Source organism: Pseudomonas nitroreducens, from assembly GCF_024170165.1.
Taxonomy (GTDB): Bacteria; Pseudomonadota; Gammaproteobacteria; order Pseudomonadales; family Pseudomonadaceae; genus Pseudomonas; species Pseudomonas nitroreducens_C.
The window spans coordinates 80,304-92,707 of record NZ_JALJXP010000009.1 but is presented as its reverse complement, the minus strand read 5'-3'; the positions used below and the strand labels follow the sequence as shown (position 1 = coordinate 92,707).

Genomic DNA, 12,404 nt, shown 5'->3' with positions numbered 1-12,404 from the left:
CATGGAAAGCACCAAGACCCGCGCCGTTCGTTTCCACCAGTTCGGCGGCCCGGAAGTCCTGCGCATCGAGCCCGTGGACGTTCGCCAACCCGGCGCGGATGAAGTGAGCATCCGGGTCAGGTCCCTGGGCCTGAATCGCGCCGAATCGCTGCTGCGCACTGACCGCTACATCGAGCGCGCGCAGTTCCCCTCCGGCCTCGGGCTGGAAGCCACGGGCGTGGTCGAAGCGGTGGGCAGCGCGGTGCGCGACTTCGCTCCGGGGGATGCGGTGAGCATCCTGCCGCCAAGCTCGATGAAGGCCGACCCGACCCACGCCGAGCGTCTGGTGGTCCCGCAAACTCGCCTGGTGAAGAACCCACCGGGGCAAGCCTGGAGCGAAGCCGCTGCCACCTGGATGCAATTTCTCACTGCCTATGGTGCGCTGGTTCAGGTGGCCGGGCTGCGCGAGGGCGACTTCGTCGTCATCACCGCCGCATCCAGCAGCGTCGGCCTCGCCGCGATCCAGATCGCGCGGCGCGTGGGCGCGGTGCCCATCGCCGTGACCCGCACCTCGGCCAAGCGCGAGGCCCTGCTGCAAGCGGGGGCTGCCGAGGTGATCGCCAGCGAGGACGAAAACCTGCGCACCCGCCTGCTCGAGATCACTGGCGAAGTCGGCGCACGGGTGGTGTTCGACCCGGTGGGCGGGCCGATCTTCGAAGCGCTGACCGCCGCCATGGCCGAGGGCGGCATCCTCATCGAGTACGGCGGCCTGAGCCCCGAGCCCACGCCCTTCCCGCTGTTCGAGGTACTGAGTCGATCACTGATCCTGCGCGGCTACCGTGTCTATGAAGTACTGGACGATGCGGCCCGCCTGCAGGACGCCAAGGCGTTCATCTTCGCCGGCCTGGCGGACGGCTCCCTGCGCCCGGTGATCGCCCGCAGCTTCGCCTTCGACGAGATAGCCGAGGCCTACCGCTACCTGGAATCCAACCAACAGTTCGGCAAGGTCGTGGTCACCCTCTAGCCATCGGATACACTGCCCCGGCGCGGCTCCCGCCGCGCTGGACGCAGCGGAGCCGAGATGCCTAGGGAAAACTTCAACGATCTGATCGCCTTCGTCACCGTGGCGCGCGAAGGCAGTTTCACCAAGGCGGCGGCGCAACTGGGTGTCTCCCAGTCGGCGCTGAGCCACACCATCCGTGCGCTGGAGACACGCCTGGGGCTGCGTCTGCTCAGCCGCACCACCCGCAGTGTTTCGCCCACCGAAGCCGGCGAACGCCTGATGCAGACCCTGGCCCCGCGCTTCGAGGAGATCGAGGCGGAGCTGGCGGCCCTGAGTGACTTGCGCGACAAGCCGGTCGGCACCCTGCGCATCACCGCTGCCGAGCACGCGGCCAGCACCGTGCTCTGGCCGAAGCTGGCGAAAGTGCTGCCGGATTATCCGGACATCAAGGTCGAGGTGAGCATCGACTACGGCCTCACCGACATCGCCGCCGAACGCTTCGATGCCGGCGTACGCCTGGGCGACCAGGTGGCCAAGGACATGATCGCCGTGCGCATCGCCCCGGACCTGCGCATGGCGGTAGTGGCCAGCCCCGCTTACCTCGCCCGCAAAAGCCGCGCACTGGACGTGCCGGCACTGGCCAGCCACGACTGCCTGAACCTGCGCCTGCCCACCTACGGCGGGCTGATGGCCTGGGAGTTCGCCAAGGACGGGCATGAAGTGAAGGCACGGGTGGAAGGCCAGCTGACCTTCAACAGCAGCCCGCATATCCTGCGCGCCGCGCTGGATGGTTTCGGCCTGGCCTATCTGCCCGAAGACATGGTCACCGAGCACGTCGCCGCCGGACGCCTGCAGAAGGTGCTGGAAGACTGGTGCCCGACCTTCCCCGGCTACCACCTCTACTACCCCAGCCGGCGGCAGAAATCCCGCGCCTTCACGGTGCTGGTGGACGCGTTGCGCCACCGCGAGTGAAAGCCGGGCGCAGGGCGCGCCCGGCCTGTTGCCTCAGCTCAGCGTGGCCAGGTCGATGACGAAGCGGTAGCGCACATCCGAGCGTTCCATCCGCTCATAGGCATGGTTGATCTCGTCCATGCGGATCATCTCGCACTCCGGCAGGATGTTCTTCTTGCCGCAGAAATCGAGCATCTCCTGGGTTTCGGCGATGCCACCGATGGGCGAGCCGGCAATGCGTCGACGGCCGAGCAGCAGCGGGATGCTGCTGATCTCGTCGATGGGCCCGACCTGCCCCACCAGCACCAGGGTGCCGTCCACATCGAGCAACGGCATGTAGGGCTTGAGGTCATGCTTCACCGGCACGGTGTCGATGATCAGGTCGAAGCTGTTGGCCGCAGCCTTCATCGCCTCGGCATCGGCGGACACCAGCAGCGCGTCGGCGCCCAGTTCCAGGGCATCGCTGCGCTTGTCCGGCGTGCGGCTGAGGACGGTAACGGTGGCGCCCAGGCCGACCGCCAGCTTCACCGCCATGTGCCCCAGCCCGCCGAGGCCGACCACGCCCACACGGCTGCCCGGCCCGACGTTCCAGGTGCGCAGCGGCGAATAGGTGGTGATGCCGGCGCAGAGCAGCGGTGCCGCCTTGCTCAGGTCCAGGCCGTCAGGCACGCGCAGGACGAATTCCTCCCGCACCACCAGCTGCCTGGAATAGCCGCCCTGGGTCGCTTCGCGGGTCACCCGGTCGCGGTCGTTGTAGGTCTGGGTGTTGCCCTTGCGGCACAGTTGCTCTTCGCCCTTGCGGCACTGGTCGCACTCCTGGCAGGAGTCCACCATGCAGCCCACTGCCACGGCGTCGCCAACCTGGTAGCGCGTCACCTTCGGCCCGACGGCGGTAACCCGACCGACGATCTCGTGGCCCGGCACCATCGGGTAACGGCTGAAGCCCCAGTCATTGCGGGCCTGGTGCAGGTCGGAGTGGCAGACGCCGCAGTAGAGCACGTCCATCGCCACGTCGTTGTCGCGCAGCGAACGGCGCTCGAAGGTGAAGGGTCCGAGCGGGTCCTGCGGGTTCTGCGCGGCGTATCCAAGGGTCTTCATCGGCATTGCTCCTGACGCTTCGAATGGATGGATTTCAACGGCGGGCCGGGCGGCCTTCGACCGGATAGGCGGGATCGCTGTAGCCGGGGGTGGAGGCATGGCCGGGCGGCACCAGGCTGTCCACGAAGGTTTCGTCCTCGGCGGTCAACTGGAGATCCAGTGCCGGCAGGTAGCCGTCCCAGTGCTCCTCGGTGCGCGGGCCGGCGATCAGCGAACTGACCAGGGGGTTGTGCAGCACCCAGGCCAGGGCGAAAGCGGCCGGCGTGGTGCCACGGGCGATAGCATGCTCAGCGATGCGCTGGGCGATCTGCAGCGACTCGGGGCGCCACTCGGTCTGCTGGATGCGCTTGTCGCCACGGCCGACGCGGGAGTCCGCCGGCGGCTCGGCGCCGGGCCGGTACTTGCCGGTGAGCACGCCACGGGCCAGCGGACTGTAGGGCACCACGCCGATGCCGTAGTGGCCGGCGACCGGCAGCTGCTCGACCTCGGCGGTGCGGTCCACCAGGTTGTACAGCGGCTCGCTGCAGACGGGCCGGTCCATGCCCAGCTGATCGGCCAGGCGCACCACCTCGGCGATCCGCCAGCCACGGAAATTGGACAGGCCGTAGTAACGCACCTTGCCCTGGCGGATCAGCTCGCCCACCGCGCGCAGGCCCTCCTCCAGCGGCGCGTCGACGTCGGTGCGGTGGAAGTAGAGGATGTCCAGGTAGTCGGTGCCCAGCCGGCGCAGGCTGTCTTCCACCGCCTGGTAGATCCACTTGCGCGACTGGCCACGGTGATTCGGGCCATCGCCCAGGGCATTGCCGAACTTGCTGGCGATCACCCAGTCATCGCGCCGGGCGGCCACCGCGCGGCCGACGATCTCTTCGGAACGCCCCTTGTGATAGACATCCGCGGTGTCGAGGAAATTGACGCCCTGCTCGAAGGCCTTGTCGATGATGCGGCGCGAGGTCGGCTCGTCGGTCTCGCCGCCGAACATCATCGCGCCCAGGCACAGGGGCGAGACTTTCAGGGCGCTACGGCCCAGGTAACGGTATTCCATGGAATGCTCCTCAGGCGGCATCGCGCTCGGCGAACACGCGGCGGGCGACGCCCAGCGCGGTGGAGGCCGTGGGCCAGCCGGAATAGAAGGCCAGGTGGGTGATGGCCTCGATCAGTTCCTCGCGGGTCAGGCCGTTGTCCAGCGCCTTGCCCAGGTGGAAGTGCAGTTCGTTGGCCTGGTAGCGCGCCACCAGGCTGGAGACGGTGACCAGGCTGCGGTCACGCGGCGAGAGGCCGGGGCGCTCCCAGACATCGCCGAACAGCACCTGGTCGGTGTAGTCGGCCAGCGCCGGGGCAATGTCGCCGAAAGCCTTGTGGGCGGTGGAAGCTGATTTGCTCATGGTGTTCTCCGCTTCGCTAGTGAACTGGTGAACCATGCTAGGCCCTGCCACGCCGGCGATTAAGCGCAGAAACGCGCTTGGACCTATGAGACAGCCTCATGAATGATCCCCCATAATCCATGAGCCAGGCTCATAGGCGAATGCGCTTTTGCCCGTCTAATCACGGCGAAAGTCCTTGAGTAAAGTTCATTCCAGACGTTTCGCCGGGCATTCCTGCCCGTCCCGCTTCAGGACTGACTTTCAATAGGAGAGAACCCAATGGACAAGCGCACTCTGGGCCGCAACGGCCTGCAGGTATCGACCCTGGGCCTGGGCTGCATGGGCCTGAGCTACGGCTACGGGCCGGCGGTCGACCGTTACGATGGCATCCGTTTGTTACGCACCGCCTTCGACAGCGGCGTGACCTTCTTCGACACCGCCGAGGCCTACGGTCCCTTCGCCAACGAGGAACTGCTGGGCGAGGCCCTGGCGCCAGTGCGCGACCAGGTGGTGATTGCCACCAAGTTCGGCTTCCGGGATGGAGACGTGTCCCTGGGCCTGGACAGCCGCCCGGAGAACATCCGCGCCGTGGCGGAAGCCTCGCTCAAGCGCCTTAAAACCGACCGCATCGACCTCTTCTACCAGCACCGGGTCGACCCCGGCGTGCCCATGGAAGACGTCGCCGGCACCGTCGGCGAGCTGATCCGCGAGGGCAAGGTGAAGCACTTCGGCCTCTCCGAAGCCGGCGTGCAATCCATCCGCCGAGCCCACGCGGTGCAGCCGGTGGCGGCACTGCAGAGCGAGTACTCGCTGTGGTGGCGCGAGCCGGAGAAGGAAATCCTCCCGCTGCTGGGCGAACTGGGTATCGGCTTCGTGCCCTTCAGCCCGCTGGGCAAGGGCTTCCTCACGGGCGCCATCGACGAGCGCACGCAGTTCTCGGCCAATGATTTCCGCAACGTCGTGCCGCGCTTCTCCGAGGAGAACCGCAAGGCCAATGCCGGGCTGATCGACGTGCTCGGCCACCTCGCCGAGAGCAAGGGCGCGACCCGCGCGCAGATCGCCATCGCCTGGCTGCTCGCCCGGCAGCCGTGGATTGTGCCGATCCCCGGCACCACCAAGCTGCACCGCCTGGAAGAGAACCTCGGCGCGGCCTCACTGGTGCTGGACGCCACCGACCTCGCCGCCATCGAAGCGGCGCTGCGCGAGATCGAGATCGTTGGCGAGCGCTACCCGGCGCACCTGCAACAACGCGTCGATCGCTGAGAAGAAGCCCGGCGCCAATGGGCGCCGGGCGCTTGCCGTCATCCCTCGAAAGTCACCGGGCGCAGCGGCGCGGTATTCACCTTGAGTTCGAAGACGTCCGGCCGTGCGTAGTGGCCGACCACATCGAAGTCGAGGTTGCCCTGCTCCAGCAGGCCCAGGTCGAGGTCGGCATACAGCTCGGTCTCGCAATCGAACACCGGCCCGGCCAGCACCTCGCCCAGCGGGCTGACGATCATGCTGCCGCCGCGCATGACGTAGTCGTCTTCCTGGTGGGCCAGCCCGAAGGCCTCGCGGTGCTGCTGCGGATACTCGCCGAGGCGGATCGCCTGGCAGGCCGAGAGCACGAACACCCGGCCTTCCAGCGCGATGTGCTGCATCGACGCGGCCCAGGACGGACGATCATCCGCCGTCGGTGCGCAGTACAGCTGCACCCCTTGCGCATACATGGCCTGGCGCAGCGCCGGCATGTAGTTCTCCCAGCAGATCACGCTGCCCAGCACACCGAAGTCGGTCTGCACCGGCTCGATGGTCGAGCCGTCGCCGAAGCCCCAGATCAGCCGCTCCTGCCCGGTGGGCATCAGCTTGCGGTGATAGCCGGCGATGCCGCGGCCCGGCACCAGGGTCACGGCGGTGCAGTAGAGGGTGCGACCGTGGCGCTCGATGATGCCGACCACCGTGGTCACGCCGGTCTGCTCGACGCTCTCGGCCAGCGCCGCCAGCTCCGGGCCGTCCAGCGCCACGGCGCCTTCGACGTAGCGCTGGTACAGCTCGCGGCCGGCGGCGCTGCGGTTGCCCACCACGCTGCCGAAGGCCGCACCCTTGGGGTAGCCGCCGATGTAGGCCTCGGGGAACACCGCCAGTTTCGCGCCCTGCTCCGCCACCCGGCGCAGGATGCCGGCGGCCTTCTCGACGCTGGCCATGGGTTCGTAGGGCACGGAGGCGGCCTGGATGATTGCTACACGGGTCATGGGGACTCCTGTCTGGGCTGAAAATCTGAGCACTTGGCTTAAAAGCGGCTGATGTCGTTGTCGCGGGTTTCCGGCAGGGTCTTCCACAGCACCACCAGGCACACCAGGGAGACCGCCGCCAGATAGGCCGCCGGCAGGTTCGCATCGCCGGTCTGGCGGATCAGCGCGGCAGCGATGAAGGGGCCTGGGCCGGCGAGGATCGCCAGGGCCAGGTTGTGCCCCAGGGCCGCGCCGGTGGAGCGGATCGACGCCGGGAAGACCTCCACCAGCAGCACCACATCCATCACCGCAGTGATCGCCACCAGCACCCCCATCACCGTGAGCCCGGCGAGGATCGCCAGCGGGTTGCCGGTGTTGAGCAGCAGGAAGATCGGATAGGCCAGCAGCGTCAGCGCGGCGGCCGCGCCCAGCAGGAGCTTGCGCCGGCCGATGGCGTCGCTCAGGCGGCCGATCAGCGGGTTGACGATGACGTAGACCACCAGCGCGATGCTGCACAGCCACAGCGCGCTGCTGCGCGGCAGGCCGACGGTGCTGACCAGGTGGTTGTTGGCGTAGGTGATGAAGTAGTACAGCGATACGCCGAACAGCGCGGAAAAGGCGAAGGTGGTGATGAAGGCACGGCGGCGCACGGCCTTGCTCGGCGCCTGAGCCTTGAGCGCATCGCGCTGGCGCACCATTTCCTCGTAGACCGGGGTGTCACCCAGCTTGCGGCGGATGAACACGGCGATGCCGGTCATCACGATGGAGGCCACGAACGGCAGGCGCCAGCCCCAGGCCGCCAGCTGCGCATCGTCCAGCGCCGAGGCAATGCTCGCGGCGGTGAAGGTGCCGAACAGGAAGGCCAGCCCCGCGGTGCCGGTGATCACGCTGGCAGCGGTGGCGCGGCGGTTCGACGGCGCGCTCTCGACGATGTAGATGCCGGCGCTGGACCACTCGCCGCCGACCATCATGCCCTGGATGAAGCGCATGGCGATCAGCAGGATCGGCGCAGCGATGCCGATTGCCTCATAGGAGGGCAGCAGGCCGATGATGGTGGTGCACACGCCCATGCCGAACACCGTGATAATCAGCACCGCGCGGCGGCCGAATCGGTCGCCGATGGGGCCGAGGATCAGCGCGCCGAAAGGCCGCGAGAGGAAGCCCACGGCGAACACCGCCAGCGACGAGAGCAGCGAGACCCCCGGCGCGCTGGAGGGGAAGAACAGCATGCCGATCACCGCGGCGAAGTAGCCGTAGATGGCGAAGTCGAACCACTCCATGAAATTGCCGATGCCGACCGCGATGGCCCGCTTGCGGATATCCGACTGCCCGCCCCTGGTACGGATGCTGCTTGCACCCATGCTTTGCGAAATCGCGTCCACAGGATTCTCCATCCCTTGTTATGGTTGTGTGGACGCCAGACTAGGAATCCCCGCGGGCGCAGGGCAAACGATTAGGAAATATGAGCCGGATTAACGTACGTAATATCTCGCGGATCGACCTCAACCTTCTGCTCACCTTCCACTGCCTGATGACCGAGCGCAGCGCCACCCGCGCCTCGGCCGTGCTGCACGTGACCCAGGGCGCGGTGAGCGCGGCGCTGCGCCGGCTGCGCGAGCATTTCGCTGACGAACTGTTCATCCGCACCGCCTCGGGCATGCAGCCCACGCGCAAGGCGATGGAACTGGCACCGAAGATCGCCGAGGCGCTCACCTCGATCTCCGGCGTGCTGGGCAGCGAACCGGAATTCTCCGCCCGCGACTCCAGCTACGTGTTCAACATCGGCCTCTCCGACGACATCGAGGCGTACCTCGCGCCACGCATCGTCAACGCCGCGGCCGCGCAAAGTCTGGGCGTGAGCTTCGCCTTCCACCAGAGCAACAGCTCGCTGTGGAAGCAGTCCCTGCAGGACCCGGACATGGACCTGGTGATCTGCAGCGAGCCCAAGGATTTCGGCACCAGCTACTCCTCCCAGGTACTGTTCTCCTCGTCCTACTCCTGCCTGTTCCGCCCGCGCGGCCGGGCGGCGGACCAGCCCATCGGCCTGGAGGAATACTTCGCGGCGAACCATGTGCGGGTGTCCTACGACGGCCGCCGCGGCTTCATCGACGACATGTTCGAAGCCGCCGGCTATGCGCGCCGGGTCACCGCCTCCTTCACCCATTTCAGCGGCGCGCTAACGACGCTGATGAGCAGCGATGTGATCGCCACCATCCCGACCTTCGCCGCCGAGAGCTACGCGGCGATGACCGACCTCACCGTCAGCCCGGTGCCCTTCCCGGTGCCGTCCTTCCGCTGCTTCATGCTCTGGGACATCGCCCGGCACAACAAACCGCACCACGACTGGCTGCGCCAGTTCATCGGCGAGCTGGGGCAGAAGCTGGGGTGAGGCGCGCGGCACCTGCCCTTGTAGGAGCGGAGCTTCTCCGCGAAATCCCGGCGCAGCCGGGACAACGGGTTCGACCAGGTTCCGGCCTGCCAGCCGGATCGCGGGCATGGCTCGCTCCTACAACGGCCCACCCTGGCCCACGATTCTACGTACCGAGCTCCGGGCCAAACCTGTAGGAGCGAGCTTGCTCGCGAACCCGCCCAACTCCGGCGCCGCCGGAAAATCCGTTCGCGAGCAAGCTCGCTCCTACGAAGAGCACCTATTCACGCTCTGGTAGGGCGCATAACGCCCGAGCGCTATCCGCCGTGGAGTGCTCCGGGCATCGCGCGTCAGAGGCTTTCCAGCGGCATGGGCCGATAGAGAGGCTCGCTGGCCAACACCCGAATGCCCTCCGGCGAGCTTTCCAGCAGGCGGCGTTCGCTGTCGGCGACCTGCAGCTCCAGGTCAAAGCCCTGCCCGCCCAGGCTCTCGGCAATGGCGCGCACGGCGTCACGAGCCCAGGGCAGGTCGGAATCGAAATGGCCGAGCAACTGGCCGTGGCGCTGGATGATCAGGCGGTACTTGTGCATGGCGGACTCTCGCGAAAATCGAACGGACGAATTACTTGGTATCGAATCGAAACCTTGACAGAGCCTACCGTCCTGGCGGATTTTGTCCAGGTAGTTTTTGGTCGACACCATTTCCAGACCCGAGAATCCCGTCATGAGCCTGCCCGCCGTTTCCCTCGACACCCTCCTCACCGGCCAAGCCGTGCCTTTCACCCGCCCCGGCTCGCGCAGCGCCATCGCCAAGCAACCGCGCCAGGCCACGCTGGCGGTGACCACGCTGGGGCTGGAGAGCGACGAGCAAGGCGACCTGCGCGTCCACGGCGGCATCGAAAAGGCCATCCATCACTACCCCCGCGAGCACTACGCAGACTGGGCCGCCGAACTGGGCGAGCATGCGCTGTTGAAGCAACCGGGAGCCTTCGGCGAAAACTTCAGCACCACCGGCTGGACCGAAGCGGACCTCTGCCTGGGCGACCGCATCCGCGCCGGTACGGCCTTGCTGGAGGTGTCCCAGGGACGCATGCCCTGCTGGAAGCTCAACGACCGCTTCGACGTGGCGCAGATGGCCCTGCGCGTGCAGGAATCGGGACGCACCGGCTGGTATTACCGGGTGCTGCAGGAAGGCTCGGTGGCCGCCGGAGCGACACTCGAACTGGTCGAGCGGCCCTATGCCGAGTGGTCGCTGCAACGGCTTTCCGCCGTGCTGTTCGACAAGCGCGTGGACACCGACGTGCTGCGCGAATGCCTGGAACTGCCGCTGCCGCCGAACTGGCGCCGCACCCTGACGCGGCGCCTGGAGAACGGCGCGGTGGAAGACTGGAGCCCACGCCTGGAAGGCAGCCCGAAGGCCTGACTCAGGACTCCACGGCGCGCGCCGGGACCTCGGCCGGCGCACGGTGCAGGCCGATGGCCCAGAGCACACCGACCGTCAGCAGGACAATCGCCAGCGCCTCCACCGGGCCGGGCAGCCGCTGCTCGTTGATGTAGGCGTAGGCGCAGGCGAACAGCGTTTCGAAGACGATCAGCTGACCACCGAGGCTCATCGGCAGGCGGCGCGTCGCGGCATTCCACAGGCCATTGGCGACCCACGAGCCGAAGATGGCGAGGAACAGCGAGACCCAGAGGAACACCATCCAGCGCTCCGGGGAAATGCCGGTCGGCACCGCCTGCGGCGCAATCAGCACGCCCACGCCCGCCAGCACCACGGCCATGACGCCAGTGACCACGCCGGTCAGCGTCGACCATTCGTGGCTGTTGAAGTGGCTGGCCTTCAGGTAGCGCGCGTTGGCCGTGGCAAACCAGGACCAGCAGACCACCGCCGAGAAGCCGCAGACGATGCCGAGGATGCGCTCGCCCGGCGTGCTGCCGGCAGCCATCAGCGCCGACGGATCGAGGTTGATGCAGAGGATGCCCAGCGCCACCAGCGCCAGCGGCATCTTCATCCGCGACAGCGGCAGCGAGTCCTGCTCGGAACGGCTGCGGTAGCTGATCGCCAGCGGCATGATGCCGTTGATCAGGGATGCCGCCGCCACCCCGGCGAACTGCACCGCGGCCGACAGCAGCGCGAAGTACAGCAGGTTGCCGGCCAGGGAGAGGCGAATCAGCATCGACAGGTCCTCGCGGCTGACCCGACGCAGCAGCCCGAGGGCCACCGGCAGGGCGATCAGCAGCGAGATGGCGCCATACAGCGCGAAACGCACGGAGCTGATCAGCAGCGGGTTGAACTCCGGCACCAGCGACGGTGCGAGGATCACCCCGCCCCAGATCGCCCCTGCCATGCCTGCGTAGACCACCCCGCGTTTCATCTCCAACAACCTCGATACTTCAGTGAATGCCCATAAAGAGCCGCCACGGTAGCGGTTGTGGTAGGTTCTGACCAAGGATAAATCCGCACCGAGACATTCCCCACGGGAATACCTCAGGCCTTTCACCGGAGAGCCGTCATCAGCCGTTACCTGCGCACCCTGCCACCCCTGGAAACCCTCATCACCTTCGAGGCCGTGGGCCGCTATGGCAGCTTCACCCAGGCCGCCACCGAGCTGTTTCTCACCCAGAGTGCGGTGAGCAAGCAGATGCGCGCGCTGGAAGACAGCCTCAAGGTGCCGCTGTTCGAGCGCAAGCCGCGCGGCGTCACCCTTACCGCTGCCGGCGCGGAGTTGCTGACCACCGTGGACATGCTGCTGGACCGCTTGCAGCACAGCGTGCGGCGCATCCGCAACGTGCACCAGAGCAACGCCGTGTCGGTGCTGGCGACCCATGCACTGGCGCAGTTCTGGCTGTTCCCCAAGCTGATCGAGTTCAACAAGGCGCATCCCGGCATCGCCGTGCATGTCCATGCGATCAATGAGATCGACGAAGCCAGCCTGGTGGATTTCGACCTGGGCATCCTCTACGGCGCGGGCGACTGGACCACGCTGAACAGCCGCTTCGTGCTGCCCGAAGTGGTCTACCCGGTGGCCCGGCCGGACTTCGACGCCTCGCGCATCACCACCCTCGACCAGCTCGCCGCCGCGCCGCTGGTGCAACTGGATACTTCGGCCTGGAGCTGCCTGGACTGGCACGACTGGTTTGGCCACTTCGGCAAGGATTACCAGCCGGCGGAGAGCGACCCGGTGTTCAACCAGCTCACCCTCGCCTACCGCGCCGTGCAGCAGGGCATGGGCATTGGCCTGGCCTGGGGCTTCATGGCCGACGAAGCGGTGGCCAACGGCGAGATGCAGCGGGTGACCGACCTGGCCATGGTCACCGAACGCGGCGAGTACCTGGTGTCCCTGCGCCACCGCCAGCTGTCGCCGGCGGCGCAGTTGTTCCATGACTGGTTGCTGGCCTCGGTCAGATCCATCTGAGCCTGGCAGGAAAATCCGC

The 12,404-nt window shown here is 67.2% G+C and carries 13 protein-coding genes; 6 read left to right on the top strand and 7 right to left on the bottom strand.

The annotated features are described in order from the left end of the window. The first annotated feature begins 1 nt into the window (after window position 1). Together J2T47_RS18715 and J2T47_RS18710 are read left to right on the top strand one after the other, a co-directional pair. The gene (locus J2T47_RS18715) at window positions 2-1,003 is read left to right on the top strand and encodes a zinc-dependent alcohol dehydrogenase family protein (protein ID WP_253449955.1); all 1,002 of its coding nucleotides are present in this window, start codon (window positions 2-4) and stop codon (window positions 1,001-1,003) included. 57 nt (window positions 1,004-1,060) lie between these two features. Next, window positions 1,061-1,954 carry a LysR family transcriptional regulator gene (locus J2T47_RS18710; protein ID WP_253449953.1) on the top strand — a complete coding sequence of 298 codons (894 nt, stop codon included), beginning with the start codon at window positions 1,061-1,063 and terminating at the stop codon, window positions 1,952-1,954. A gap of 33 nt (window positions 1,955-1,987) precedes the next feature. On the opposite strand, the gene J2T47_RS18705 is transcribed toward J2T47_RS18710, so the two are convergent. The 3 genes from J2T47_RS18705 to J2T47_RS18695 are packed head-to-tail and all read right to left on the bottom strand — an operon-like array spanning window position 1,988 to window position 4,413. Further along, complete coding sequence (locus tag J2T47_RS18705; protein ID WP_253449950.1) at window positions 1,988-3,031, bottom strand: NAD(P)-dependent alcohol dehydrogenase; 1,044 nt, start codon at window positions 3,029-3,031, stop codon at window positions 1,988-1,990. 34 nt (window positions 3,032-3,065) lie between these two features. Further along, window positions 3,066-4,073 (bottom strand): aldo/keto reductase, encoded by a 1,008-nt coding sequence (locus J2T47_RS18700; RefSeq protein WP_253449946.1) that lies wholly within the window; start codon window positions 4,071-4,073, stop codon window positions 3,066-3,068. A gap of 10 nt (window positions 4,074-4,083) precedes the next feature. Then, complete coding sequence (locus J2T47_RS18695; RefSeq protein WP_253449943.1) at window positions 4,084-4,413, bottom strand: carboxymuconolactone decarboxylase family protein; 330 nt, start codon at window positions 4,411-4,413, stop codon at window positions 4,084-4,086. 258 nt (window positions 4,414-4,671) lie between these two features. Here J2T47_RS18695 and J2T47_RS18690 point away from each other — a divergent pair, with 258 nt between their 5' ends. Beyond that, window positions 4,672-5,655 (top strand): aldo/keto reductase, encoded by a 984-nt coding sequence (locus J2T47_RS18690; protein WP_253449940.1) that lies wholly within the window; start codon window positions 4,672-4,674, stop codon window positions 5,653-5,655. Between the two features lie 38 nt (window positions 5,656-5,693). Here the strand turns inward: J2T47_RS18690 and J2T47_RS18685 are convergent, their stop codons facing one another. Continuing rightward, entirely contained in the window at window positions 5,694-6,623 is a 930-nt protein-coding gene (locus tag J2T47_RS18685; RefSeq protein WP_253449936.1) for a carbon-nitrogen hydrolase family protein, read from the bottom strand. A 38-nt stretch (window positions 6,624-6,661) separates the two neighbouring features. Beyond that, window positions 6,662-7,963: an MFS transporter gene (locus J2T47_RS18680; protein ID WP_253449933.1), complete on the bottom strand. Its 1,302-nt coding sequence runs from the start codon at window positions 7,961-7,963 to the stop codon at window positions 6,662-6,664. A 101-nt stretch (window positions 7,964-8,064) separates the two neighbouring features. Between J2T47_RS18680 and J2T47_RS18675 the strand changes: the two genes are divergently transcribed. Then, on the top strand, window positions 8,065-8,991 hold the full coding sequence (locus J2T47_RS18675; RefSeq protein WP_253449930.1) for a LysR substrate-binding domain-containing protein: 927 nt from the start codon (window positions 8,065-8,067) through the stop codon (window positions 8,989-8,991). Window positions 8,992-9,320: 329 nt separating this feature from the next. On the opposite strand, the gene J2T47_RS18670 is transcribed toward J2T47_RS18675, so the two are convergent. Then, window positions 9,321-9,560, bottom strand: a complete 240-nt coding sequence (locus J2T47_RS18670; protein ID WP_253449927.1) for a cytoplasmic protein — start codon at window positions 9,558-9,560, stop codon at window positions 9,321-9,323. A gap of 133 nt (window positions 9,561-9,693) precedes the next feature. Between J2T47_RS18670 and J2T47_RS18665 the strand changes: the two genes are divergently transcribed. Next, entirely contained in the window at window positions 9,694-10,392 is a 699-nt protein-coding gene (locus tag J2T47_RS18665) for an MOSC domain-containing protein (protein ID WP_253449924.1), read from the top strand. A 1-nt stretch (window position 10,393) separates the two neighbouring features. Here the strand turns inward: J2T47_RS18665 and J2T47_RS18660 are convergent, their stop codons facing one another. Beyond that, window positions 10,394-11,344, bottom strand: a complete 951-nt coding sequence (locus J2T47_RS18660; RefSeq protein ID WP_253449921.1) for a DMT family transporter — start codon at window positions 11,342-11,344, stop codon at window positions 10,394-10,396. A 138-nt stretch (window positions 11,345-11,482) separates the two neighbouring features. Here J2T47_RS18660 and J2T47_RS18655 point away from each other — a divergent pair, with 138 nt between their 5' ends. Continuing rightward, entirely contained in the window at window positions 11,483-12,385 is a 903-nt protein-coding gene (locus tag J2T47_RS18655; RefSeq protein WP_367399510.1) for a LysR substrate-binding domain-containing protein, read from the top strand. Window positions 12,386-12,404 lie beyond the last annotated feature (19 nt).